Origin of the sequence: Brevundimonas sp. TWP2-1 (assembly GCF_049897645.1) — a bacterium.
Taxonomy (GTDB): domain Bacteria; phylum Pseudomonadota; class Alphaproteobacteria; order Caulobacterales; family Caulobacteraceae; genus Brevundimonas.
On record NZ_JAFCWR010000002.1, the window covers coordinates 778,937 to 802,533 of the forward strand.

At 69.4% G+C, this 23,597-nt stretch carries 23 protein-coding genes; 11 read left to right on the forward strand and 12 right to left on the reverse strand.

Annotated features, from left to right (window positions below):
* Positions 1–7: 7 nt before the first annotated feature.
* Positions 8–2,080, reverse strand: a complete 2,073-nt coding sequence (locus tag ACP7BH_RS14145; RefSeq protein ID WP_425986222.1) for a prolyl oligopeptidase family serine peptidase — start codon at positions 2,078–2,080, stop codon at positions 8–10.
* A 128-nt stretch (positions 2,081–2,208) separates the two neighbouring features.
* On the opposite strand from ACP7BH_RS14145, the gene ACP7BH_RS14150 reads away from it, so the two are divergent.
* The 8 genes from ACP7BH_RS14150 to ACP7BH_RS14185 all read left to right on the forward strand — a co-directional run bounded on the left by ACP7BH_RS14150 (position 2,209) and on the right by ACP7BH_RS14185 (position 12,525).
* Positions 2,209–3,063: a GNAT family N-acetyltransferase gene (locus tag ACP7BH_RS14150; protein WP_425986224.1), complete on the forward strand. Its 855-nt coding sequence runs from the start codon at positions 2,209–2,211 to the stop codon at positions 3,061–3,063.
* Positions 3,060–3,518 (forward strand): tRNA (adenosine(37)-N6)-threonylcarbamoyltransferase complex ATPase subunit type 1 TsaE, encoded by a 459-nt coding sequence (gene tsaE, locus ACP7BH_RS14155; RefSeq protein WP_425986226.1) that lies wholly within the window; start codon positions 3,060–3,062, stop codon positions 3,516–3,518. The genes ACP7BH_RS14150 and tsaE overlap by 4 nt, the downstream gene beginning before the upstream one ends.
* Entirely contained in the window at positions 3,505–4,602 is a 1,098-nt protein-coding gene (amgK, locus tag ACP7BH_RS14160) for an N-acetylmuramate/N-acetylglucosamine kinase AmgK (protein ID WP_425986228.1), read from the forward strand. The genes tsaE and amgK overlap by 14 nt, the downstream gene beginning before the upstream one ends.
* Positions 4,599–5,315 (forward strand): N-acetylmuramate alpha-1-phosphate uridylyltransferase MurU, encoded by a 717-nt coding sequence (gene murU / locus ACP7BH_RS14165; RefSeq protein WP_425986231.1) that lies wholly within the window; start codon positions 4,599–4,601, stop codon positions 5,313–5,315. The genes amgK and murU overlap by 4 nt, the downstream gene beginning before the upstream one ends.
* Entirely contained in the window at positions 5,312–8,377 is a 3,066-nt protein-coding gene (gene addB / locus ACP7BH_RS14170) for a double-strand break repair protein AddB (protein ID WP_425986233.1), read from the forward strand. The genes murU and addB overlap by 4 nt, the downstream gene beginning before the upstream one ends.
* Positions 8,374–11,808 (forward strand): double-strand break repair helicase AddA, encoded by a 3,435-nt coding sequence (gene addA, locus ACP7BH_RS14175; RefSeq protein ID WP_425986235.1) that lies wholly within the window; start codon positions 8,374–8,376, stop codon positions 11,806–11,808. Before addB ends, addA begins: the two co-directional genes overlap by 4 nt.
* A gap of 116 nt (positions 11,809–11,924) precedes the next feature.
* Complete coding sequence (gene trxA, locus ACP7BH_RS14180) at positions 11,925–12,260, forward strand: thioredoxin (RefSeq protein ID WP_135193854.1); 336 nt, start codon at positions 11,925–11,927, stop codon at positions 12,258–12,260.
* Positions 12,261–12,327: 67 nt separating this feature from the next.
* Positions 12,328–12,525 (forward strand): hypothetical protein, encoded by a 198-nt coding sequence (locus tag ACP7BH_RS14185; RefSeq protein ID WP_425986237.1) that lies wholly within the window; start codon positions 12,328–12,330, stop codon positions 12,523–12,525.
* 141 nt (positions 12,526–12,666) lie between these two features.
* On the opposite strand, the gene ACP7BH_RS14190 is transcribed toward ACP7BH_RS14185, so the two are convergent.
* Positions 12,667–13,953 carry a bifunctional folylpolyglutamate synthase/dihydrofolate synthase gene (locus tag ACP7BH_RS14190; RefSeq protein WP_425986239.1) on the reverse strand — a complete coding sequence of 429 codons (1,287 nt, stop codon included), beginning with the start codon at positions 13,951–13,953 and terminating at the stop codon, positions 12,667–12,669.
* A gap of 36 nt (positions 13,954–13,989) precedes the next feature.
* Between ACP7BH_RS14190 and ACP7BH_RS14195 the strand changes: the two genes are divergently transcribed.
* Entirely contained in the window at positions 13,990–14,433 is a 444-nt protein-coding gene (locus ACP7BH_RS14195; RefSeq protein WP_425986241.1) for a DoxX family protein, read from the forward strand.
* Here the strand turns inward: ACP7BH_RS14195 and accD are convergent.
* From accD to ACP7BH_RS14245, 10 genes are all read right to left on the reverse strand, one after another.
* Positions 14,388–15,278 carry an acetyl-CoA carboxylase, carboxyltransferase subunit beta gene (gene accD, locus ACP7BH_RS14200; protein WP_425986243.1) on the reverse strand — a complete coding sequence of 297 codons (891 nt, stop codon included), beginning with the start codon at positions 15,276–15,278 and terminating at the stop codon, positions 14,388–14,390. The two genes, ACP7BH_RS14195 and accD, sit on opposite strands and share 46 nt — an antisense overlap.
* 10 nt (positions 15,279–15,288) lie before the next feature.
* Positions 15,289–16,131 carry a tryptophan synthase subunit alpha gene (gene trpA / locus ACP7BH_RS14205; RefSeq protein ID WP_425986245.1) on the reverse strand — a complete coding sequence of 281 codons (843 nt, stop codon included), beginning with the start codon at positions 16,129–16,131 and terminating at the stop codon, positions 15,289–15,291.
* Entirely contained in the window at positions 16,128–16,598 is a 471-nt protein-coding gene (locus ACP7BH_RS14210) for a hypothetical protein (RefSeq protein ID WP_425986247.1), read from the reverse strand. The genes trpA and ACP7BH_RS14210 overlap by 4 nt, the downstream gene beginning before the upstream one ends.
* Positions 16,595–17,812 (reverse strand): tryptophan synthase subunit beta, encoded by a 1,218-nt coding sequence (trpB, locus tag ACP7BH_RS14215; RefSeq protein ID WP_425987077.1) that lies wholly within the window; start codon positions 17,810–17,812, stop codon positions 16,595–16,597. The genes ACP7BH_RS14210 and trpB overlap by 4 nt, the downstream gene beginning before the upstream one ends.
* Before the next feature lie 62 nt (positions 17,813–17,874).
* Positions 17,875–18,513: a phosphoribosylanthranilate isomerase gene (locus tag ACP7BH_RS14220; protein ID WP_425987078.1), complete on the reverse strand. Its 639-nt coding sequence runs from the start codon at positions 18,511–18,513 to the stop codon at positions 17,875–17,877.
* Positions 18,513–18,926: a type II toxin-antitoxin system VapC family toxin gene (locus ACP7BH_RS14225; protein WP_425986248.1), complete on the reverse strand. Its 414-nt coding sequence runs from the start codon at positions 18,924–18,926 to the stop codon at positions 18,513–18,515. Before ACP7BH_RS14225 ends, ACP7BH_RS14220 begins: the two co-directional genes overlap by 1 nt.
* Complete coding sequence (locus ACP7BH_RS14230; RefSeq protein ID WP_159848814.1) at positions 18,923–19,186, reverse strand: type II toxin-antitoxin system Phd/YefM family antitoxin; 264 nt, start codon at positions 19,184–19,186, stop codon at positions 18,923–18,925. The genes ACP7BH_RS14225 and ACP7BH_RS14230 overlap by 4 nt, the downstream gene beginning before the upstream one ends.
* 19 nt (positions 19,187–19,205) lie before the next feature.
* Positions 19,206–19,910 carry a pseudouridine synthase gene (locus ACP7BH_RS14235; RefSeq protein WP_425987079.1) on the reverse strand — a complete coding sequence of 235 codons (705 nt, stop codon included), beginning with the start codon at positions 19,908–19,910 and terminating at the stop codon, positions 19,206–19,208.
* Between the two features lie 38 nt (positions 19,911–19,948).
* Positions 19,949–20,872: a class I SAM-dependent methyltransferase gene (locus ACP7BH_RS14240; RefSeq protein ID WP_425986250.1), complete on the reverse strand. Its 924-nt coding sequence runs from the start codon at positions 20,870–20,872 to the stop codon at positions 19,949–19,951.
* A gap of 38 nt (positions 20,873–20,910) precedes the next feature.
* A complete protein-coding gene (locus tag ACP7BH_RS14245) occupies positions 20,911–21,711 on the reverse strand; it encodes an undecaprenyl-diphosphate phosphatase (RefSeq protein WP_425986252.1) in 801 nt (266 codons plus the stop codon).
* 129 nt (positions 21,712–21,840) lie between these two features.
* Here ACP7BH_RS14245 and ACP7BH_RS14250 point away from each other — a divergent pair, with 129 nt between their 5' ends.
* Both ACP7BH_RS14250 and ACP7BH_RS14255 read left to right on the forward strand, forming a co-directional pair.
* Positions 21,841–22,842, forward strand: coding sequence for a cation diffusion facilitator family transporter (locus ACP7BH_RS14250; protein WP_425986255.1), 1,002 nt, complete (start codon positions 21,841–21,843; stop codon positions 22,840–22,842).
* Positions 22,843–22,903: 61 nt separating this feature from the next.
* On the forward strand, positions 22,904–23,590 hold the full coding sequence (locus tag ACP7BH_RS14255) for a glutathione S-transferase family protein (protein ID WP_425986257.1): 687 nt from the start codon (positions 22,904–22,906) through the stop codon (positions 23,588–23,590).
* Positions 23,591–23,597: the final 7 nt, after the last annotated feature.

Consider the following 23,597-nt stretch of genomic DNA (forward strand, 5'->3'; position numbering starts at 1 on the left):
TGGTGACCTATTCGGCCGCCGTGTAGCGGCCGACCCAATCCAGGATCTCCTGCTGCCAATCGACCCAGGTGCGGGGTTTCAGCACCCAATGGTTCTCGTCCGGCACATGGACGAAGCGGCTGGGAACGCCTTGGCGCTGAAGGGCGGAGAAGGTCGCCAGACCCTGCTCCATCGGCACGCGGAAATCCTTTGACCCGTGCAGCAACAGCATCGGCTTGTTCCAGTCGCCCGCATAGGTCTCCGGGTTGAAGGCGTCGTACACCGCCTTGCGCTCCCAGCTCGGCCCGCCGAACTCCCAGATGAAGTTGCCGATATCCATGGCGTTCATCAGTTGGGGCACATCGAACACCCCGGCGTGGTTGACCAGGCAGCGCCACGGCCCGTTCCACTTGCCGGCGATCATATTGACCATATAGCCGCCGTAGGAGGCGCCCAGGGCGCAAGCCCGGTCGCCGTCGATCCACGGATTGCCGGACAGGGCCGCCGCCCAGCCCTTTTCCAGATCCTCCAGCGGCCGATCGCCCCAGTGGTCGTTGATGGCGTCGGTGAAGGCCTGGCCGTAACCGGGCGAGCCGTGGAAGTTGATCATCACCACCGCATAGCCGGCGGCCGTATAGGTCTGCGGGTTCCAGCGGTAGGAGAAGCTCTCGGTCCAGGGCGATTTCGGCCCGCCATGGATCAGATAGACGGCCGGATAGCGCCGCCCCTCGACCGCCCCGGCCGGCTTGAACACCCAGCCCTGCACCGGCTCGTCGTTCCAGCCGGCGAAGGTGAAGGCCTGCCCTTGGGGCAGGTCCAGTTGCGCCAGCACCTCGGCGTTCTGGCGGCTGATCTGGCGCGGCTCGCCGTTGGCATGGACGAAGATCTGCGCCGGAGCGACGAAGCTTTCGTGGGCGTAGGCCAGGACGCCCGCGACCTCTTCATAGGACCCGACCGCGCCGTTACCGGTCAGGGGCGTGACCCGACCGTTTCGGGCGTCGACCGAGAACAGCCGGTTCTGGCCCTCGTCCGCCGCCGAAACCAGCAGCGACCGGCCGTCGGTGCGCCATTGCAGGCCGCCTGCGCCGCGATCCCAGTCGGTCAGCTTCCTCGCGCCCGACCCGTCGGCGTCAGCCACCCAGACCGCCGCCTGATCCCCGCCGACGTTCTCGCGCGGCGCCGACAGCCAGGCCAGTTGGCGGCCGTTGGGCGAGAAGACGGGATTGCCGTCCGATCCCTTGTTGCCTTCCGTCAGATTGACCGGCGTCCCACCATCGAGCGCCACTCGAAACACGTCGCTGTTGCTGGTGAAGGGCTCGCCCGCCCCTTGCGTCTGGGTGCCGTAAACCAGGGTCCGGCCGTCCGGCGAAATATCGAAGCTGGAATCGCCCGCCGAGACATCGGCGTCGAGCCCCGCCAGCAGATCGCGCGGCTCGCCTCCACCCAGCCCCGACCCATTCAGCGGCTGAACGAACAGATGAGTGCGGCGCGTATCGACCCAGTGATCGAAGTCACGCAGCGGCAGCCGGTCATAGGCCTGGAGCGTCGACTTGCCGCGCGCATCCAGCCGCGTCTTGGTGCAGGCCAGCGTATCGCAATCGACGAAGACCGACACCGCCAGCACCAGAGATTGGCCGTCCGGCGCGATGCGAAACCCCGAGACATCGAACGGCAGGGTCGTCACCTGAGCCGCCGCCATACCGGCCGCATCCGTGCGCCAGACCTGGTTCGACCCGCCGCGCGACGACAGGAAATAGATGGCCCCGCCGTCCGGCGCCCAGCGCGCGCCCGAGGCGCCGCCTTCCGAGATCGCCAGCCTGCGCGGCTCTCCCCCTGTGACGTCCGCCAGCCACAGGCCGTTGACGCCCTTGTTGCCGTCCCAGTCGGTGGTGCGCACGGCGTAGACGATCTGGCGGCCGTCCGGCGAGACGCGCGGCTCGCTGACCCGCTCCATCATCGCCAGATCCTTCAGCGACAAGCCACGCGAAGCGGGCGCCGCCGCCTCGGCCGTCGCAGGCGCCGCCTCCTGGGCGAACACCGGCGCGGCGGCCAGCATCAGGGTTCCAAAGGCGGCGGCCGCCATCCAGCGTGAACGCGTCATGTCTCAATCCCCACAGCGATTTGCGATCTTGATAGGGGGCGTTCGCCGCAACGCCAAGCGACCAAGGCGTCGCTGCCTGCGCCGCGCATCTTGCTCCCCTCGACCGAACCGGCGACAAGCGACCCTTCATGGATTCAGCCCCTCTTCCCGCCCGACGCCGACCGCACATCGTCGATGTGCTGATCGCCGAACGTGCGCCGCGCCTGACCGCCTCGCCCCTGTGGCCCGTGGTGCGGCCGGCGCTTTACGGCGTGCTTGGCTATGGGGCGGCGGTGCGGATGGCGGACGCGATTCATCCCCTGTCGGGGACGCAGACCTTCGACTACGTCTCCGACCTGCTGAAGCTGAAGGTCACGACGACGAACCTAGACCGTCTGCCCGCGACCGGCCGCTGCATCGTCGTGTGCAACCACCCCACCGGCATCGCCGACGGGGTCGCGGTGTTCGATGCGATCAAACAGCGACGCAGCGACATGATCTTCTTCGCCAACGCCGACGCCATCCGCGTTTCGCCCCGGCTGGACGAGACCATCATCCCCGTCGAATGGGTCCACGACAAACGCACCCGCGACAAGACCCGCGCCACACTGACCGCCGCGAAAGAGGCGTTCGAGGCCGAGCGCTGCGTCGTCATGTTCCCCGCCGGTCGTCTGGCGCGCGAGAGGAACGGCGTCCTGACCGATCCCGAATGGGCGCCGACCGCCGCCTCGATGGCGCGCAAATACGATGCGCCGGTGATCCCCCTGCACATCACCGGCCCCTACAGCCGTCTGTTCCACCTGTTCGACAAGGTCTCGCAGGAGCTGCGCGACGTGACCCTGTTCCATGAGCTTCTGAACAAGGCGGGCAAGCGGTTCGGCGTCGATGTCGGCCTGCCGATTCCGGCCGAACAGCTGGACGTGGACGCGGCCAAGGCGACCGAGGCGTTGAAGACCTTCACCGAACGGACCCTGGCCAACGATCCCGACGCGGTGTTCGCATGAAGATCGAACTGCCCGACGCCGAGGCCACCACCGCTTTGGGCCAGGCCGTCGCCCCTCTGCTCGCGCCGGGCGACAGCGTCCTGCTGTACGGGCCGCTGGGCATGGGCAAGTCCACCTTGGCGCGCGGCCTGATCCGCGCCCTGACCACGCCGGACGAGGACGTGCCGTCTCCCACCTTCACCCTGGTCCAGTTCTATGAGAGCGACCCGCCCGTCGCCCATTTCGACCTCTATCGTCTGACCCGGCCGGAAGAGGCGTTCGAGATCGGGCTGGACGAGGCGCTGGACGAGGGTTGCGCCGTCATCGAATGGCCCGAACGGCTGGGCGAGGAACCCGGCCGGTTCCTGGGGCCGGACCAACTGATAATCACGATTTCGGAACAGGGCGAAGGCCGCCTTGCGACCGTTTCCGGCGTAGGCCGATGGAAAGAGCTGATCGACCATGTCCGTTTCTGACCGCGAACAGCTTCGCCTCGACTTCCTGGCGTCCGCCGGCCTGGCCGAGGCCGTGCGCGCCCCCCTGCCCGGCGACGCCTCGACGCGACGTTACGAGCGGCTGACGCCGGCCAGCGGCCCGACCCTGATGCTGATGGACCAGGCCCCGGCCGTCGAAAGCCCGCCCGCAGATCCAACGTGGACGCCGCAGCAGCGTCACGCCGCCGGCTGGAACGCCGTCGCCCGTCTGTCTGCCGGCCGGATCGAGGCCTTCGCCGCCGTCGCCGCCCACCTGAAATCCCTGGGCCTGTCCGCCCCCGAAATCCCGGCCCTGGACGCCGCCAACGGCCTCGCCGTGCTGGAGGATTTCGGCGACGCTCTTTTCGCCCGCGTGATCGAAGACGGCGCCGACGAGACGCCTCTCTATCTGACGGCCATCGAGGCCTTGGCCGCCCTGCACAACGCCGGCGCCCCGCCGCAGACCCTGCACGGCCCCGGCGGCGACTGGCCGCTGCTGACCTATGACGAGACGGCGCTTCAGGGCGGGGCCGATCTGTTCGTCGACTGGCTGCCAAAGCTTGACGACCGCGTCGCCTTCGACGCCGCCGCGATCGCCGACTGGCGCGCGGCCTGGGCGCCCCTCGTCGCCTCGGGCGCGGCCGAGGCCTCGGTCATGGCTCACCGCGACTATCACGCCGAGAATCTGATCTGGTTGCCCGAGCGAGACGGCCCCGCCCGCGTCGGCATGATCGACTTCCAGGACGCGGTGCGCGCTCACCCCTCCTGGGACCTGCACTCCCTGCTTCAGGACGCCCGCCGCGATGTCGCGCCCGCGCTGGAGGCCGAGGCCCTCGACCGCTATTTCGCCCTGCGGCCCGGCGTGGACCGCGCCGCCTTCATGGCCGACTACGCCGGGCTCGCCGCCCTGAACGAGGCGCGGATCATCGGCATCTTCGCCCGGCTGATCGCCCGCGACGGCAAGCCCCGTTACCGCCAGTTCCTGCCGCGCATGTGGCGACATCTGAACGCCAATCTGGAACAGCCGGCCCTGGCGCCCGTCGCCCGCTGGTTCGACCGCCATGTCCCCGCCGAGGTTCGCGCATGACCACTCCCAAGACGGCCATGGTCCTCGCCGCCGGCCTGGGCACCCGGATGCGCCCCTTGACCGACGACCGGCCCAAGGCCCTGGTCGAGGTCGGCGGCCGCGCCCTGATCGACCATGTGCTGGACCGGCTGGCGGACGCGGGAGTCGAGCAAGCGGTCGTCAATGTCCACTGGTTCGCCGACCGGCTGGAGGCTCATCTGGCCGCGCGCGGACGCAGCCCCCGGATCGTCATCTCTGACGAACGCGCCGAACTGCTGGAGACCGGCGGTGGGCTGAAGAAGGCCCATCCCCTTCTGGGCGAGGATCCCGTCTTCGTCGCCAATATCGACAGCGTCTGGATCGACAGAGGCGACGCCCTGACCGATCTGATCCGCCTGTGGAACCCGGACACGATGGACGTCGCCCTGCTGCTGGCCCGTCGCGAAGGCTCCATCGGCTTCGACGGCGACGGCGACTTCTTCCTGGTGGAGGACGGCCGCCTGACCTTCCGCGGCGACGCCCCGTCCGCCCCCTTCGCCTATATGGGCGTACACATCACCCGCCCCGGCTATGCCGACAACGGCTGCGAAGGCCCCTTCTCCCTCAGCCCCCTATGGCGCAAATCCGCCGCCCAGGGTCGTCTGTTCGGCTGCGTCCTGGACGGCGACTGGATGCACGTCGGCGATCCCCAGGCGCGGGATCAGGCCGAGGCGAAATTGGCGGGAGACGCGTGAGCGCGTTCGACCCCTTCGCGGCGTCCGGCGCCCGCTGGTACGCCATCCCCGCGCACCGGCCCTTCCTTGAAGATCTGGCCGCCGGCGTCCTCGCCTGGCTGGGCGATCTGCCGCCCGAGACCCTGTCGGACGCCACCATCCTTCTGCCCAACCGCCGCGCCGCCCGCGCCTTCACCGGCGCCCTGTCGAAACTTTCTCAGGGCCGCCCCATCCTGCTGCCCCAGGTTCGGCCGCTGGGCGATCTGGAGGAGGACGAGCCGCCTTTCACCCCCGGCGCCCTCGGCCTGGACCTGCCGCCCGCCATCCCCGCCCTGACCCGCCGGTTCGAGATGGCGCGGATGATCGTCGAACAGTTCGACAGCGACCTGACGCCGATGCGGGCCCTGGACCTGGCCGATGCGCTCGGCGGCTTCCTCGATTCCTGCCAACTGGAAGAAATCCAGAACCCCGAACGGATCGCTACACTGGTGGACGGCGAAATGGCCGAGCACTGGGAACGGTCAGCCGAGTTCCTGGGCCTCGCCGTCACCGCCTGGCCCAAACGCCTGGCCGAGCTGGGCCTGGTTGATCCCGCCTGGCGCCGCGCGACCCTGCTGCGCCGCCTCGCCGAGCTGTGGGACCACACGCCCCCGACCCAGGCCGTCATCGCCGCCGGTTCGACCGGCACCGTCCCTGCCGCCGGCGACGTGCTGAAGGCTGTGGCCAAGGCGCCGTTGGGCTGCGTCGTCCTGCCGGGACTGGACCTAGATCTGGATGAGGCGGTCTGGGACCGCCTGGACGAACAGCATCCGCAAAGTGCGATGAAACGGCTGCTGGACCGCTGCGACATCCCCCGCGACGCCGTCCGCCCCTGGTTCCGCCCCCCGGTCGCCCCCGCCGTCGAGGCGCAAGGCCTGGCCCGCCAGCGGCTGGTCAACGAAGCCCTGCGCCCCGCCGAGGCCACCGACGACTGGCGCCGCGCCATCCGCGACATCCGTTCGGCCGCCGCCGCGCGGGGCGAGGCGCGCGACCCCATCGCCGAGGGGCTTCAGGGCCTGTCCCTGCTCACCGTCCGCGCCGAGGAAGAGGCCGCCGCCGCCATCGCCCTGATGATGCGCGAAACGCTGGAGACGGCCGGAAAGACCTGCGCCCTCGTCACCCCCGACCAGGCCCTAGGCCGCCGTGTCGCCGCCCGGCTGGAACGCTGGGGCGTCATCCCGGATTCCTCGGCCGGCGCGCCCCTGTCGCGTCTGCCCGCCGGCGCCCTGGTCGATCTGTGCGCCCGCTGGATCGCCGATCCGGTCCAGCCCCATCTGCTGCTGGCCGTCGTCAAACATCCGTTGGCCCGGTTCGACCTGGGCGACTCCCCTCAAGCCGCCGCCGTCGCCGCGCTGGAGGAACACGCCCTGCGCGGCCCCCGCCCGCGCGACTTCGCCGCCATCCGCCGTCGCCTGCTGGAGGCGGTCGAACCCGACCGACGCGGCAAGGCCCCGCCCGAGTGGAAGCGCGAGCGCCTTTCGGCCGCCACCCGCCTGGTCGACTATCTGCAAACCGTCGTCGAGATCGCAACCGCTGTCTTCACGCCCGACGCGGATTTGAACGCCGCCGCCTCGGCCCTGACGCGCCTGATCGAGACCCTGGCCAGCCAGAACGCCTGGGCCGGTCCCGACGGCGAGGCCGCCGCCGCCCTTCTGTCCGGCCTGATCGAGGGCGGAGCCTCGCTCGGCCGCATCGGCCGCGCCGAGATGGCCGAACTGGTCACGTCCCTGGTCAAGGAAAACGTCGTGCGGACCGGCGGGGCCACCCACCCGTCGCTGCGGATCCTCGGGGCCATCGAGGCCCGGCTGGTCCGCGCCGACCAAATGATCCTAGCGGGCCTCGAGGAAGGCGTCTGGCCTCAGACCGCCCCGACCGACCCCTTCCTGTCGCGCCCGATGCGAAAAGCGCTCGGCCTGCCCCCGCCCGAACGCCGCCTGGGCCAGACGGCCCAGGACTTCGTCCAGGCCGCCTGCGCCGACGAGGTGATCCTGGTCCACAGCGAACGGCGCGGCGGCCAGCCGGCCGTGCGTTCGCGCTGGCTGTGGCGGCTGGAGATGCTGACGCGCGGCGCAGATGCGGCCGAGACGCCCGTCTCCATCGCCCGCCCGACCACCGTCCTAGACTGGGCCCGCGCCCTGGACGCCCCACCGCCCGGCCCGCCGCGCTTCGCCAAACGGCCCGAACCGCGCCCGCCGGTTCATCGCCGTCCGCGCAGCCTCTATGTCACCCGCATCGAACGCTGGGTCCGCGACCCCTACGCCATCTACGCCCTCTGGGTGCTGGGGTTGGAGGCGATGGAGCGTCCCGGCGCTTCTGCCGAAGTGCTCGCCCGCGGCAACGCCGTCCATGCGGCGATCGAACGGCTGACGCTGGACTGGCCCGACGACCTGCCCGACGACTGCGAAGCCATCCTGCACGACCATCTGCTGCGCGAACTGGGCGCGCGCGGGTTCGAGGATGCGGCCATGGCCCGCGAGGCGCCCCTGGCCCGCAACTGCGCCCGCTGGCTGACCGATTTCGAGCGGCGCCGCCGCGCGCGGGGCATCGAAATCCTGGTCGAGCAACAGGGGACCATGACCTTCGACTCCCCCGCCGGCCCCTTCACCGTCAAGGCCTTCGCCGACCGGATCGAACTGGCCGCCGACGGAGCGGCGGTGATGGACTTCAAGACCGGCGCCGCGCCATCCGCCAAACAGGTCAAGTCCGGCTTCGCCCCGCAACTGACCCTGACCGCCGCCATCCTGGCCGACGGCGGGTTCGAACGCACCAACGGCCCCGTCACGCCCGACGAACTGACCTATGTCCGCGTGGTCGGGCGCAAGACGGCGGGCGAAGTCATCACCCGCGCCTCGGGCGCCGAGGCCGCCGACCTGGCCCAGGCGGCGCTGGACGGACTGAAGCGCCGCGTCGCCCGCTTCGACGACCCGAACACCCCCTATGTCTCCTGGGCCGCGCCCCAGTTCATGGGCAACCAGGGCGGCAACTACGACCATCTGGCCCGCGTCTGGGAATGGTCGGTCATCGGTGACGGGGACGAAGAATGAGCCTGTCGCCCCAAATCGTCGCCGCCGATCCCCGCCTAACCGTCTTCGTCACCGCCAACGCCGGCTCGGGCAAGACCACCACACTGGTCAACCGGGTGGCGCGGCTGCTGCTGGATCAGGTCGATCCCGGCGCCATCCTGTGCGTCACCTACACCAAGGCCGCCGCCGCCGAGATGCAGGCCCGGCTGTTCGACCAGCTGGGCGGCTGGGCCGTGCTGGACGACGCCGCCCTGTCGCGCGAACTGGCCCGGCTGGACGACGGCGACCCGCAGGCCATGGATCACGCCGCGCTTTCCCGCGCCCGCAAGCTGTTCGCCCGCGCGCTGGAGACACCGGGCGGGCTGAAGATCCAGACCATCCACGCCTTCTGCGAAAAACTGCTGCGCCGCTTCCCGCTGGAAGCCGGCGTCTCGCCCCGTTTCACCGTCCTGGAAGACCAGGCCGCCACGGCCCTCAGCCATGCCGCGCGCGAGGACCTGGCCCGCGCCGCCGTCGCCGCCCCGGACGGTCCCATCGGCCAGGCCTACAGCCATTTCGCCGTCGAACTGGACTGGCAGAGGTTCCAGGCCCTGCTGTCGATGATCGAGGCCAAGCGCGCCGACCTGCTGGACTATATCGACCGCGCCGAGGCCGGAACCGCGCCCGATCCCTACGCCCTCACCGGCGCCGAGGCGGGTCGCACGCCCGAGGATCTGGAACAGGACTTCGTCGCCTGGATCGACCCCGCCGAATGGAACCGCATGGCCGAGGCCATGGAGACCGGCTCGACCAACGACCGCAAGATCGCCGACGCCATGAGCGTGGCCGCGCCCCCCTACGCCGGGTTCGCGGCCCTGGCCGGGGTCTTCTGCACCCTGGCGGGCGAGCCGCGAAAGAGCATGGGCACCAAGTCGGCGCCGCAAGGGGCGGTCGGCTGGCTGCTGGACCTCCAGACCAAGTTCCTCGCCACCCGCGAGGCCCTGCGCAAGGCCCGGATCGCCGACGACACGATCAAGGTCCTGACCCTGGCCCGCGCCCACGCCGCCTTCTACGAGGCCGCCAAGGCCCAGCGCGGCGCGCTCGACTTCCCCGACCTGGTCGCCCGCGCCGCCGCCCTTCTGACCCGCAGCGGGGCGGCCGCCTGGGTGCTGTACAAGCTGGACGGCGGGGTCGATCACGTCCTGATCGACGAGGCCCAGGACACCGCCCCCGAACAATGGGCCATCGTCCGCGCCCTGACCGGGGAGTTCTATTCCGGCCAAGGTTCACCCAATCGGGCCTCGGGCCGCACCGTCTTCGCCGTCGGCGACGAGAAACAGTCGATCTACTCCTTCCAGGGCGCCCGGCCGGAGCGTCTGCGCCAGGAACGGGCCGACTTCCTGGCCTTGGCCGAGGGCGCCGGCGAGCCCTTTGCCGGGCCCGAGCTCAACACCTCCTACCGTTCGACCGAGGAGGTGCTCGCCTTCGTCGACGCCGTCTTCGCCGACCCCGACCGCACCCGCGCCCTGACCGGCCCGCAAGGCGACATCGCCCGCCACATCCCCGCGCGCATCGGCCAGCACGGCGCCGTCGACCTTTGGCCCCTGTTCCTCGACGAACCCGCGCCCGAGACCGACGCCTGGGACGATCCGGTCGATCAGGAAAGCGTCGGCAGCGCCCGCAAACGCCTGGCCCGCGACCTGGCCCGCGAGATCCGCCGCCAGGTCGAAAGCGGCCTGGCTGTCTTCGACAGCCGCACCCGCGCGCTGCGTCCTGCCGGCTATGGCGATTACATCGTCCTGGTCCGCCGCCGCGACGCTACCTTCGAAGAGATCATCCGCGCGCTGAAGACCGAAGGGGTGCCCGTGGCCGGCGCCGACCGGCTGAAACTGTCCAGCCATATCGTCTTCGACGACCTGATCGCCCTGGCCCGATTTGCGCTCTTCCCCGACGACGACCTGTCGCTGGCCGAGGTGCTGCGCAGCCCCCTGTGCGACGTGGACGAGGACGGCCTCTACGCCCTCGCCGGCCGCGAGAACCGCAAATCCGGCCAGCTATGGCGCGACCTGCGCGACCGGGCGCACGAACGCCCCGAATGGGCCCGCGCCCGCGACGCGCTGCAAGCCGCCATCGATGCACGGGGCGGCGATCCCTTCGCCTTCTTCTCCCAGGCCCTGAACCGCGTGGACGACACCGGCCGTTCGGGCCGAGCCCGCATCCTGGCCCGGCTGGGCCGCGAGGCGGAGGAAGCCGTCGACGAAACCCTGAACCAGGTCCTGGCGGCCGAGAACCGGGGCGCGATCGACCTTGAATCCTGCCTGGCCCAGCTCGAGGCCGCCGATGTCGAGGTGAAGCGCGAACTGGAAGGCGCGCGCGGCGAGGTCCGCGTCATGACCGTCCACGGCGCCAAGGGGCTGGAGGCGCCCATCGTCATCCTGCCCGACACCACCATGAAGGCGAAGGCCCAGGGCCCGTCCCTGATGCCCGCCGTCACGGCGGAAGACGAAGGCGAAGCCTGGCTGATGGCGCCCGGCTCGGCCAAGGACGACTGCCCTGCCTCGGCCGACGCTCGCGCGGCGCGCCAGGCCCGCACCGACGACGAGACCCTGCGTCTGCTCTATGTCGCCCTGACCCGCGCGCGGGACCGCGTCATCGTCATGGGCCGCGCCTCCGGCCGGGGCGCCGAACCCGGCAGCTGGTGGTCGGTGATCGAAGAGACCTTCGACCGGCTGGGCGACCAGGTGCGCGAGGTCGAGAACGGCGTGCGCCGCTTCGGCGTCGATCCCGAACGCCGCCCTGCCTCGGTCGCCGAAACTCGGTCCGTCGAGGCCCTGCCCGTCTGGGCCGCCACGCCGCCCTCGCCTGACGCCGCCGCCCGCTTCGCCGCGCCGTCGCGGATGGAAGGCGCTATCCGCATCCCCGCCCCCTCGCCCCTGGCCCGCAGCGCGGCCAGCGGCGCGGCGCTGGGTCGGTTCCGACGCGGCGACCTGATCCACCGGCTGCTGGAACGCCTGCCCGAGATCGCCCCCGCCGACCGCCCAGACGCCGCACGACGCCTGCTGGCGCGCGAGACCGATCTTGACGAGGCCCAGCGCGCCGACATGATCGACGCCGCCTTCTCGGTGTTGGACGACGCCCGCTTCGCCCCGGTCTTCGGTCCCGGCTCCCGCGCCGAGGTGGCCCTGACCGGCGCCCTGCCTGGCCCGTCCAGCGTGGCGATCAACGGCCGCATCGACCGGCTGGTGGTCACGCCCGACCGGGTGCTCGTGATCGACTACAAGACCAACCGCCCCGCCCCCGACGCCCTCGACCGGGTCGATCCCGCCTATGTCTTGCAGGCCGCCGTCTATGTCGCCGTGCTGAAACGCCTCTACCCCGACCGCCCGGTCGAGGCCGCCCTGGTCTGGACCGACGGCCCCAAACTGATGCCGATCCCGCAGGCGATGCTGGACGCGGCGTTGGCGGACAGTTGAATTGCCCGCGATTCGCTCCCACATCTGCACTTGAACCCGGACAGGCCGGACAACCCCATTTGCGCTCAAGCAGCAAGGCCCCGCGGGCCGAGCGATAGCGCCCCAAGGAGCCATTTATGGCGACGGTAAAAGTCACCGACGAAAGCTTCGACGCCGACGTCCTGAAATCCTCCACCCCCGTCCTAGTGGACTTCTGGGCCGAATGGTGCGGCCCCTGCAAACAGATCGGCCCGGCGCTGGAACAGATCGCCGACGAACTGGGCGGCAAGGTCACGGTCGCCAAGATCAATATCGACGACAGCCCGATGACCCCGTCCAAGCTGGGCGTGAAGGGCATTCCCACGCTGATGCTGTTCAAGGACGGCCAGATGACCTCGATGAAGGTCGGCGCCATGCCCAAGGGCAAGATCGTCGAATGGCTGGCCGAAGCCGGCGTCAAGGCCGACGCCTGATCCTTATCTGCCTGTGAAACGCCCGACGGTCCCGACCGGCGGGCGTTTTTCATGCTAGGATGCCGCCATGAGCGACGACGACACCCCCATCCCCGCCCCTATTTCTGACGAGGAAATTCCCGGCGAGACCCCCGTCCAGCGCGCCCTGCGCCTGAAGAACGCCAAGCTCGACGGCCGGCCGCAGGCCCCGCGCGGCGGCCGTTTCCAGCGCGAACAGAACGCCCGCATCGCGGCCGGCAAGTCGCGCCCCTGGATGAGCAAGTAGAACGACTCTCCCTCCCCTTCATGGGGAGGGACGATCGCGAAGCGATCAGGGTGGGACCGAGAGGGCGTGAGCGAGGTTCTGACTGCCCCACCCCGGCTGCGCTACGCTCCGCCACCCCTCCCCATGAAGGGGAGGGAGATATCACTCCGGCCAGGTCTCCCGGCTCGCGCCCAGCACTTCTCCCGCCAGATACAGCGACCCGCAAATCGCGATCCGCCCTGCGCCCAGGCGCAGGGCCAGGTCCAGCGCCTCGCCCACCAATCCCACAGGCGTCGCCGCCAGTCCATGACCGCGCGCCACGGCCGCCAGCGCCGCCGGCTCGGCCGCCGCCCCGTCGAATCCGACCGTGAACACCGTCGCCTGACTGTCCTTCAAGGCGGCGAAGAACCCGCCCGCATCCTTGTTCGACAGCATGCCGCAGATCAGGGCCAGCGGACGCGGCGCGCGTGCCTGGCGCTCGGCCAGAAACGCCGCCAGGGCCTTTGCGGCATGGGGATTGTGGCCTCCGTCCAGCCAAAGCTCGGCCTCGGCCGCCCGCGCCGCCTCGCCGTAAGGTCCGGCCGAAATCCGTTGCAGCCGCGCGGGCCAGCGCACGGCCTTCAGCCCTTCGGCGATCGCGGCTTCCGGCAGGTCCAGCTCGACCGCCGCCGCAATGGCTAACGCCGCATTGTCGATCTGGTGCGCGCCCGCCAACGCCGGCGCCGGCAGGTCCATGAATAGCTCCGCCGTCTGGAACGCCAGGCCGCCCCGCTCGGCCCAGGCGTCGAAATCCACCCCCAGCACCGTCAGCCGTGCATGGACGTCGGCCGCCCGCCTCTCGATGGCCGCCATCGCCTCTTCCTTCTGGCGCGCGATCACGGCCGGCGCCCCCGCCTTCAGCACCCCCGCCTTCTCCGAGGCGATCCCCGCCAGGTCCGTGCCCAGAAACTCCGCATGGTCGTAATCGACAGGGGTGATCACGCTGAGCAGCGGCCGTTCGATCACATTGGTCGCGTCCAGCACCCCGCCCAGCCCGACCTCGATGATAGCCAGGTCGGCCGGCGTCTCGGCCATGGCGAGGAAGGCGGCGGCGGTGGTGCTTTCGAACACCGTCGACTCGCTACCGGTTTCGGCCATCGCGGCTTCGATCCGGTCCAGGATGGCGTTCAGCGCCTCGTCCTCGATCAGCTTTCCCGCCAGGCGAATCCGCTCGTTGAACCGCACCAGATGGGGCGAGGTATAGGCGTGGACCTTCAGGCCCGCCGCCTCGGCGATGGCGCGGATCAGGGCGACGGTCGAGCCCTTGCCGTTGGTGCCCGCCACATGGATGACCGGCGGCAACTTGTGTTGCGGATCGCCCAAGGCGGCGCACAGCACGCGCATTCTTTCCAGCGACAGGTCGATCCGCTGGGGGTGGCGCGCACGTAGACGTTCGGAGACGGGATCCATCCGCCTCCTTTACCCCCTGATTTCGAGAACCGCGACATGACTTCCAGGCCGCACATCAGAACCGCGGCCCGCATCGTCCTGGCGACCGTCTTCCTGGGCGCCGGCGTGCTGCATCTGATGGTTCCCGGCCCCTTCGTGCGGATCACGCCGCACTGGGTGTCGGACCCTGCCCTGGTCGTGGCGCTGACGGGTATAGCCGAGCTGCTGGGCGCGGCGGGGCTGATGATCCCGCGCCTGCGTGTATTCGCCGGCTGGGCGTTGGCCCTCTATTGCGTCTGCGTCTTCCCTGCGAACATCCAACACGCCGTCAGCGGCCTGACGACGGGCGCAGGGTTAGGCTGGGCCTATCACGGCCCGAGACTGCTGCTTCAGCCGGTGATGATCTGGTGGTGCCTGTGGGCCTCGACCGCGATCGACTGGCCCTTCAGGACACGTCAGGCGGCGGCGCGCGTCCCGCCCATCAGCATGGAGAGGATCTGACCCAGGGTGCGCGGCAGGTCGGCGCGGGTCACGACCCGGTCCACCATGCCCTTTTCCTGCAGATATTCGGCGCGCTGGAAGCCTGGCGGCAGTTTCTCGCGGATGGTGGCCTCGATCACGCGCGGACCGGCGAAGCCGATCAGGGCCCCCGGCTCCGCCAGATGCACGTCGCCCAGCATGGCGTAGGAGGCGGTCACACCCCCCGTCGTCGGGTCCGTCAGGACCACGGCATAGGGCAGCTTCGCGTCCTTCAGTTCCTGAACGGCCAGGGTCGTGCGCGCCATCTGCATCAACGACAGGGCGCCTTCCTGCATCCGCGCCCCGCCGGCGGCGGTGAAACAGACCATCGGAACCTTACGGGCCACGGCCTCGCGCGCGGCCTTGATGAAGGCCTCGCCAGCCGCCATGCCCAGCGACCCGCCCATGAAGGTGAAGTCCTGAACAATCACGACCGCGTCCTGACCGCCGACGACGCCATAGCCGATGGCCATGGTGTCCTTGCGGCCCGCCGCCTTGCGCGCCGCGCTCAGGCGATCCTTGTAGGACTTGCCGTCCGAGAATTTCAGCGGGTCTTCCGGGACGTCCGGCGTATCGATCGCCTCATACTGACCGCCGTCGAAGGTGGCCTTCAAACGCGTCGGCGCGTCGATCCGCATGTGACGGCCTGACGGCGTCACCCACAGGGACGCCTCCAGATCCGAGCGATACAGCATCTCGCCGCTATCCGGATCCTTGACCCAGAGATTGTCGGGGGTGTCGCGGCGCGACACGATCTTGCGGACGCCGGGGGCGAAACGGCTCAGCCAGCCGCCGCGCTTTTCCTGAGGTTTGCTCTTGTCGATCATGGGCGGGCTCTTAAACGGTTTCCGCCACGGAAGCACTACTGACGACCGATCGAACCGCGTCGCCCAGCGCCTTCACCCGGGCCAGAACACGCGGGGCGACCGGTTCGCCGGCCTCCAGCGCGGCGGCGACCTCGTCCACCAGGGCCGAACCGACGACGACCGCATCGGCCACGCGCGCGATCTCGGCGGCCTTTTCGGGCGTCTTGACCCCGAAGCCGACCGCGACCGGAAGGCCCGAGGCCTTGCGCACCCGCTCCACCGCCGGCGCCACGACGTCGGCGTTCGCCTCCTTGACGCCCGTCACGCCCGCGACCGCCACATAATAGACGAAGCCCGACGTCCCCCGGACCACGATCTTCAACCGCGCGTCGTCCGAGGTCGGCGTCGCCAGTCGGATCAGCGAGATCGAAACCTTGTCCAGCGCCTCAATCAGCGGCCCGGCCTCTTCCGGCGGGCAATCCACAACGATCAGCCCGTCGATGCCGCAGTCGGCCGCATAGGCGGCGAAGGCGTCATAGCCCAGGCTCTCGATCGGGTTCAGATAGCCCATCAGCACGATCGGCGTCGCGTCGTCGCCTTTGCGGAATTCCTTGGCCAGATCCATGGTCGAGCGCAGACCGAACCCGGCCGCCATGCCCCGGATCGCCGCCCGCTGGATCGGCGGCCCCTCGGCCATCGGATCGCTGAACGGAAAGCCCAGTTCGATGATGTCGGCCCCGGCGCCGGGCAGGCCGTTGAGGATCGCCAACGCCTCCTCGCGCGACGGATCGCCCCCCATCACGTAGGGAATAAAAGCCGCACGGCCCTCGGCCTTCAGCGCAGCGAAACGGGCGTCGATACGAGCGGTGGTCATTGCGGCGGCGATCCGGCGGGAGCGGCAGGCGGGGTCGCAGCAGCAGCCGCGCACACGTCGCCGGGAATGGTGGCGAAGCCCAGATAGGCGGGCAGTTCGGCGACGGCGGTCTTGGTCGTGTCGTAGAAGGCGACCATCTGCATGCCGTCGCAGCCGCCGGCCTCGCGGCGCTTGATCAGGACCACGCGGTTCTCGTCACCGCCCGCCGCCAGCCAGCCCTTGGTCTCCAGATCGGCGATATAGGCGTCGGCCAGGGCGCCGATCTCGCCGAGCTGCGCCGTCACGCAATAGGCCCGGCCCGCCAGATTGTTCAGCCCGCCGCAATCGGCAGACAGCTCCGCGCCGCTCAGCAGGCCGACATCGGCCGGGCCGCCCTGCTGTGCAGCCGGCGCGGGCGCCGGCGTCTGGGCCTGAGCGGCGGTCGCGAGGCTCAGGACGGCGGTCGCCGCCAGCAGGCTACGGATCACAGTTCCACTCCCAGATGTTTGGCGACCTGGAAGATGTCCTTGTCCCCGCGTCCCGACATCAGCAGGACGATATCGCCGCCCTTGCCGACTTCGCGCGCCACTTCGCCGGTCCGCGCAAGGGCGTGGGCCGGTTCCAGCGCCGGGATGATGCCTTCCAGCTTCGAACACAGCTGGAACGCCTCCAGCGCCTCATTGTCGGTCGCCGAACGATATTCCGCCCGGCCGATGTCGTGCAGCCAGGCGTGCTCCGGCCCGATACCCGGATAGTCCAGCCCGGCCGAGATCGAATGCCCCTCGACGATATTGCCGTCCTCGTCCTGCAACAGATAGGTCCGGTTGCCGTGCAACACGCCCGACCGGCCGCCCTTCAGCGAGGCCGCGTGGTCCGGTGTATCCAGCCCATGCCCCGCCGCCTCGACCCCGATCAGGCGCACGGCCGCGTCGTCGATGAAGGGGTGGAAGGCGCCGATGGCGTTCGATCCGCCGCCGATACAGGCCACGACAGCCTCGGGCAGCTTGCCCATCCGGGCCATCGACTGGGCCTTGATCTCCTTGCCGATCACCGACTGGAAGTCGCGCACCATGGCCGGATAGGGGTGCGGACCCGCCGCCGTGCCGATGATGTAATAGGTGTCCGACACATTGGTGACCCAGTCGCGCATCGCCTCGTTCATCGCGTCCTTCAGGGTCGCAGCCCCGGCCGTGACCGAGAAGACTTCGGACCCCAGCAGACGCATGCGGAACACGTTCGGCTGCTGCCGCTCCACGTCCACCGCGCCCATATAGACGGTGCAGGGCAGGCCGAACCGCGCCGACACGGTCGCCGACGCCACGCCGTGCTGACCCGCGCCGGTCTCGGCGATGATCCGGGTCTTGCCCATGCGACGGGCCAGCAGGATCTGGCCCATGCAGTTGTTGATCTTGTGCGCGCCCGTATGGTTCAGGTCCTCGCGCTTCAGCCAGATCCGCGCCCCGCCGAAATGCTCGGTCAGCCGCTCGGCGAAATACAGCGGGCTCTCGCGCCCGACATAGTGGGTCAGGAAGCCGTCCAGCTCGGCCTGGAAGCTCGGATCGGCCTTGGCCGCCTTATAGGCCGCATCCAGCTCGTGGATCAGCGGCATCAGGGTCTCGGCGACGAACTGCCCGCCATAGGGACCGAACCGGCCCTGCGCGTCCGGCCAGGCATAGGCGTTGGACAACGGCTGGCCAGAGATCGGAGCTTGGATGGGGATTTGAGCGTTCACGAGTCCAACTTTCACGCAGGGAGGCGTCGTAATTACGTCCGGCACGCGTTTTGGATGAAGGCCGCGATCCGGTCGGCGTCCTTAACACCCGGCGCGCTTTCCACGCCAGAGGACACATCGACCATGGGCGCCCCGGTGATCCGCAGCGCCTCGGCCACATTGTCCGGGTTCAGCCCCCCCGCCAGGAACCAGTCATGGCGAAACGCCCGGTCCGCCAACAGAGTCCAGTCGAAACTGTGCCCAACCCCGCCCGGCAACACCGACCCCTCCGGCGGCTTGGCGTCGAACATCAGGTGATCGGCGTGATAATCCCATTCGTCGGCGGCGGCGAAGTCGTCGCCATGCCGGATCGGCAGGGCCTTGATCACCCCCGCCCCGGTCAGCGCCCGCACCCGTTCCGCACGCGCCGGCGTCTCGGATCCATGCAACTGGATGAAGTCGGGCCGCAGCACCCGCGCGATCTCGTCCAGCAAGCCATCGTCCGGATCGACCGTCACCGCCACGATCTTCGCCCGCCCGCGCGCCCGTTCGAACAGACGCGCCGCCGCCTCGGGCGCCAGATGCCGGGGGCTTTTCGGAAACACCACCGCCCCCACGAAATCCGCCCCGCCGTCCAGCGCGGCATCCAAGGTATCCGGCGTTGTCAGCCCACAGATTTTGATCTTGATCATCATGGTACGATCACTGTCAGGCCAATGTCGGTCGCGACCTTGGCCATGTCCTCGTCCAGTGTCGCCAGGCTGCAGCCATGCCTCGCCGCCAGCGCGAGATGAAGCGCATCGGGCGCGCGCAGTCTGACGTCGTTCTTCACCATACGCCGCGCTTCCACCATATCACCGTCAACCACAGAAAGGACGACTCTGCCCCTCAACCATTGGTCCAGTTGCAGTTCGAACTCGCGCCGATCCCTGTCGAGCAAGTTGCGCATACGCGTCCTCACCGCCAAGGCCGACGAGAACTCCGTCAGGGTCCAACTGCTCATGACGAAGGCCTCGACGCTCGCGATCCAGACAGACGCCCGCTCGGTGTGCTTATCGGTCTGAAACAGGGACATCAGGACGCTGGTGTCCAGATAGACGGTCAAATCTCTTCGTCCCGCATCCGGCGCAAAAGCGTCACCGAATCCATCGACGCTTCAGACTTGATCCGCACCCGTTTCAACCAGTCCATATCCATCGGCCCTGACGTCGGCTCAACCTCCTGCGCCGGCTCCAGTCGCGCCACGGGCACACCGCGCCGTGTGATGGTCACGGCCTCGCCCGCCAGCATGCGATCCAGCAGCTTGGGCAGGTTGTTCTTGGCTTCGGCGACGGAGTAGCTGGACATGGCCATCAAGATAGCCATCTGACCCCGACATGTCCAATCAGGCCCCGGTCGATTCCACGAAGATCGACGCGATCTCCTCCGGCGCCAGCAGCCGCCACTGCCCCGGCGCTAGATCGGCCGGCAGGGCCAGCCCGCCCATTCGTTCGCGGTGCAGGGTCTCGACATGATTTCCGGCGGCGGCGAACATGCGCCGCACCTGATGATAACGCCCTTCGGTCACCGTCAGCAGGGCCTCGGTCGGGGACACCACCTCCAGCACCGCCGGCGCCAGCGGCTTGTCCTCGCCCTCCAGCACCAGCTCCCCGGCGGCGAACAGTTCGCCTTCCGTCCCGACCAACGGCCGCGCCAGTCCGGCGCGATAGACCTTGGTCACATGGCGCTTGGGCGAAATCACGCGGTGCAGCAGGTCGCCGTCGTCGGTCAGCAGCAGCAGGCCCGTCGTCTGTTTGTCCAGCCGCCCGATGGTCGAGATGGCCGGATCGCGCGCGCGCCACCGCCCCGGCAGGATGTCATAGACCAGCGCCCCCTCTTCCTTGTGGGAACAGGTCATGCCCAGTGGCTTGTTCAGCATGATCACTAGCCCCTGCACGGGATCCAGCGGTTCGCCGTCGATCTCCATCCGGGTCGGCAGGTCGCGCGTCACCGGAATCCGCTTGGACACGTCCGTCAGATCCGCCCCGTCCAGCACGATCCCGCCCGCCTTGGCCATCCGCGCCATCTCGGCCCGCGAGCCATAGCCCATCGAGCCCAGCAGGCGATCGACCCTCGACGTCGGAGTTTTCACTTCACCGCCTCGAACAGCTTGTATCCGCCCGCTTCCGCCACCAGCCGCACCCGTTTGAACGCCGCGTTCAACTCGGCTTCATAGGGCAGGTGCCGGTTGGCCACGACCCAGGCGACGCCGCCCTTCTTCAACAGCTCCGCCGCCTTCCTGATGAAGGCCTGACCCAGCCGCCGGTCCTCGGCCCCGCCGTCGTGGAAGGGCGGATTGCTGACTACGAAATCCTTGTCGCCCTTGGCCTCCAGCGTGCGGGCATCGGACCACCAGACCTTGGCCCGTTCGTCCGTAACGTTCTCGCGTGCGGCGCGGATGGCGCGGCGATCCAGATCGACCAGCTTCAGCTTGGTCACCGCCGATGAACGCAGCGCCACGATCGACAGCGCGCCATAGCCGCAGCCCAGATCGACCCCCTCGCCCTTCATCGGCGGCAGGTGGTCGGCCAGCAGCGCCGAGCCCGCATCGATCCGGTCCCAGGCGAAAATCCCCGGCTGCGACCAGGCTTCCAGCCCCGGCACGAACTGCGGCCCGCCCGCAGCGATGGCGGCGCCGATGGCCGCATCCAGCCCTTCGGCCGTCTCGGGCTTGAAGACGATGCAGCGGCGATGGTGGGCCTTGGCCGTCTCGGCCACCTCGACGCCGAACGCCTTCAGCTCCTTGCCCAGGCGCGAGCCGCCCTTGTCCTTGGGCGCCATGACGTCCAGACGCCCGCCGACCTTCAACGCCCTCAGCGCCAGGGCCAGGACATAGCGCCGCTCCAGCACGCCAGGCGGGGCGTAGATCATCACCGTATCGGCCGAACCGGCCTCCTGCGCCTCCAGCGCAGCGGAATCCGGGATCAGGGGCGAGGTCTGGGTCGCCCCACCCTCACCAGTGCTTGGCGGATCGAAGACGACAGGCGGGCGGCCATAGAGAAGCGTGGTCATGCCCCGCCCTTAGCGCCCGACGGCGTCGGGGACCAGCCTCAGAACCCCGCCTGCAGCAGCGCCAGCCCCACGACCCCGACCACGATCCGCCACCAGGCGAAGACTCCGAAGCCGCGCCGGGACACGAAATCCAGCAGGAACCGCACCACCGCCAGGGCCGAGAGGAAGGCCACGACGAAGCCCACGGCGATCAGGCCCACGTCGCTGAAGTCCAGCGTCTTGTGGTTCTTGAACAGGTCATAGGCCACCGCCGCCCCCATGGTGGGCAAGGCCAGGAAGAAGCTGAACTCGGCCGCCGACCGCTTGTCTGTCTTCAGCAGCAGGCCGCCGGCGATGGTGGCGCCGGACCGCGACACGCCGGGGATCATGGCCAGGCACTGGAACAGGCCGATCAGGAAATAGATCCGCATCGGATAGGCCTCGGCGTCCAGCCATTTGGGGCGCTTGTCCATCCGGTCCAGCGTCAGCAGGATCACCCCCCCGACGATCAGGGCCACGCACACCACCTGCGGCGTCTCGAACAGCACCGTCTTGATGTAGTCGTAAGCCAAAAAGCCGATCACGACGGCGGGCGCGAAGGCGACCAGCAGGCCGATCAGGAACCGCCGCGCCTCGGGATCGAACGGCCAGCGCGTCGTCAGCGCCCACAGCCGTTTGAAATAGACGCTGATGATGGCCAGAAGGGCGCCCAGCTGGATCACGATCTCGAACGTCTTGCCCGAACTCTCGAAGCCCATGAAATGGCCCAGCAGCAGCATATGGCCCGTGGACGAGACCGGAATGAACTCTGTCAGCCCCTCGACCAGACCCAGGATGATGGCCGCCAGCCAGTCCGACATGAAAACCCCGAAACAGGTCCGGGATCACGACGCGCCCGGTTCGATCTCCCCATAGCCAACCGCCCCCAAAGAAGCGAGGGACGGCGAGCGGTTGGCTTTCCGCCATGATTGCGCGAGAAGAGGCCGCATATGACGACGCCCGCCCCCGCACCTGCGCCTCTGGAAGACGCCCACCTGGCTGCGCGCCGCATCACCCGCCTGTCGGTCGGGGTCGCGGTGGTGCTGATCGCGATGAAGGCGTTCGCGCTCGGCGCCTCCGGCTCGGTCTCCATCCTGGCGACCCTGGCGGATTCGGTGCTGGATCTGGCGGCGTCCCTGACCACCTTCTTCGCCGTGCGCTGGGCCGCCGCCCCGGCCGATGAAAACCACCGCTATGGTCACGGCAAGGGCGAGGCCCTGTCCGCCCTGGTCCAGGCCGGGCTGGTCTTCGCCTCGGCCCTGTTCATCGCCTGGGAGGGGGTGCAGCGCATCTTCGATCCCCGCCCCGTCACCGCCGGCTTCTGGGCGACCGGAATCATCGTCGTCGCCATCGCCATCACCGCCTGGCTGGTTTGGATGCAGACCCGGGCGTTGAAGAAGACCGGTTCGCTGGCCGTCGCCGGCGACCGCGCCCATTACGCCGCCGACCTGGCCGCTAATGTGGTGGTGCTGATCGGAGTGATCTCGGGCGCCTTCCTGGGCGCGCCGGGTCTGGACGCGGCGGCCGGCATCGTCGTCGCCGTCTGGCTGTTCTGGGGCGCGACCGGCATGTTGAAGGCCGCCGCCGACCACCTGCTGGACCGCGCCGTGCCCGAGGCCGACCGTGTCGCCATCATCCAGGCCGTCCTGGCCGATCCTCAGGTGTTCGGCGTGCATCAGCTGCGCACCCGCATGGCCGGCCAGGTGATGATGATCCAGATGCACGTCGACCTGGACGCCCACCAGACCCTGGACGCCGCCCACGCCATCGTCGTCGCGGCCGAGAATCGGGTGCTGGCCCTCTTCCCCACGGCCGACATCCTGATCCACGCCGACCCGCGCGGACACACCCGTCCGCAGACGGACGTTCCCGCCGTCGCGACGCCCGCGCCTGCGCAAACCGAGGCCGTCAAGGCGCCGACCGGCCCTGCGCCAAAGGGCCCCTGGTCCTGACCTTGCGTCCAATTTCAATGCAGTAAACGCGCATTAACGGGTCGGGGCGCATCAACCCCTGATGGCCGACCCTTGCGTTCTCTTCCACTTCGCCTTCCAGCCCGCCTCGCGCGCCGCGCGCCTGGCCCTGGGCGAGGCGCGGATCGAATGGGCCGACACCCCGGTCCGTCCGTGGGAGGCCGACTGCCCGGTCAACGACTTCAATCCGTCGGGCCTGCCGCCGGTGATCCAGACGATGGATCGCGGCCGCCCCCTGGTCCTGTGCGAACTGCCCGCCGTCCTGGGCTGGATCGAGGATCAGCAGAAGGCGCCCCTGCTGCTGCCCGCCGACGCCGCCGAACGGGCCGAGGCGCGGCGCCTGACCGGCTGGTTCGAGCGTCGCTTCATGGACGAGGTCGACGCCGTCCTGCTGCACGAGCGGATGGAGAAACCCCTGCTCAAACTGGGCCCGCCCGAGGCCCGCGCCCTGCGCGAGGGCCGCGACGCCCTGAAAGCCCATCTCGCCATGCTGGAGGACCTGGTCGCCGCCCGCGACTGGCTGGCCGGCCGCCGCCTCAGCCAGGCCGACCTGATCGCCGCCGCCCACCTGTCGGTGCTCGACTATTTCGGCGAGATCCAATGGAAGAACTGGCCCGGTCTGAAGACCTGGTACTCCAAGCTGAAATCCCGCCCCTGCTTCCGCCCCCTGCTCGCCGACCGCTTCGTCGGCGTGCCGCCGTCGGCCTGGTATGCGGATCTGGATTTCTGAAGCTGCA

What these genes read in the sequence shown, in the direction of transcription:
- ACP7BH_RS14145 (WP_425986222.1), bottom strand. Translation starts at nt 2,080, where the DNA reads ATGACGCGTTCACGCTGGATGGCGGCCGCCGCCTTTGGAACCCTGATG.
- ACP7BH_RS14150 (WP_425986224.1), top strand. Translation starts at nt 2,209, where the DNA reads ATGGATTCAGCCCCTCTTCCCGCCCGACGCCGACCGCACATCGTCGAT.
- tsaE (WP_425986226.1), top strand. Translation starts at nt 3,060, where the DNA reads ATGAAGATCGAACTGCCCGACGCCGAGGCCACCACCGCTTTGGGCCAG.
- amgK (WP_425986228.1), top strand. Translation starts at nt 3,505, where the DNA reads ATGTCCGTTTCTGACCGCGAACAGCTTCGCCTCGACTTCCTGGCGTCC.
- murU (WP_425986231.1), top strand. Translation starts at nt 4,599, where the DNA reads ATGACCACTCCCAAGACGGCCATGGTCCTCGCCGCCGGCCTGGGCACC.
- addA (WP_425986235.1), top strand. Translation starts at nt 8,374, where the DNA reads ATGAGCCTGTCGCCCCAAATCGTCGCCGCCGATCCCCGCCTAACCGTC.
- trxA (WP_135193854.1), top strand. Translation starts at nt 11,925, where the DNA reads ATGGCGACGGTAAAAGTCACCGACGAAAGCTTCGACGCCGACGTCCTG.
- ACP7BH_RS14185 (WP_425986237.1), top strand. Translation starts at nt 12,328, where the DNA reads ATGAGCGACGACGACACCCCCATCCCCGCCCCTATTTCTGACGAGGAA.
- ACP7BH_RS14190 (WP_425986239.1), bottom strand. Translation starts at nt 13,953, where the DNA reads ATGGATCCCGTCTCCGAACGTCTACGTGCGCGCCACCCCCAGCGGATC.
- ACP7BH_RS14195 (WP_425986241.1), top strand. Translation starts at nt 13,990, where the DNA reads ATGACTTCCAGGCCGCACATCAGAACCGCGGCCCGCATCGTCCTGGCG.
- accD (WP_425986243.1), bottom strand. Translation starts at nt 15,278, where the DNA reads ATGATCGACAAGAGCAAACCTCAGGAAAAGCGCGGCGGCTGGCTGAGC.
- trpA (WP_425986245.1), bottom strand. Translation starts at nt 16,131, where the DNA reads ATGACCACCGCTCGTATCGACGCCCGTTTCGCTGCGCTGAAGGCCGAG.
- ACP7BH_RS14220 (WP_425987078.1), bottom strand. Translation starts at nt 18,513, where the DNA reads ATGATCAAGATCAAAATCTGTGGGCTGACAACGCCGGATACCTTGGAT.
- ACP7BH_RS14230 (WP_159848814.1), bottom strand. Translation starts at nt 19,186, where the DNA reads ATGGCTATCTTGATGGCCATGTCCAGCTACTCCGTCGCCGAAGCCAAG.
- ACP7BH_RS14235 (WP_425987079.1), bottom strand. Translation starts at nt 19,910, where the DNA reads ATGGGCTATGGCTCGCGGGCCGAGATGGCGCGGATGGCCAAGGCGGGC.
- ACP7BH_RS14240 (WP_425986250.1), bottom strand. Translation starts at nt 20,872, where the DNA reads ATGACCACGCTTCTCTATGGCCGCCCGCCTGTCGTCTTCGATCCGCCA.
- ACP7BH_RS14245 (WP_425986252.1), bottom strand. Translation starts at nt 21,711, where the DNA reads ATGTCGGACTGGCTGGCGGCCATCATCCTGGGTCTGGTCGAGGGGCTG.
- ACP7BH_RS14250 (WP_425986255.1), top strand. Translation starts at nt 21,841, where the DNA reads ATGACGACGCCCGCCCCCGCACCTGCGCCTCTGGAAGACGCCCACCTG.
- ACP7BH_RS14255 (WP_425986257.1), top strand. Translation starts at nt 22,904, where the DNA reads ATGGCCGACCCTTGCGTTCTCTTCCACTTCGCCTTCCAGCCCGCCTCG.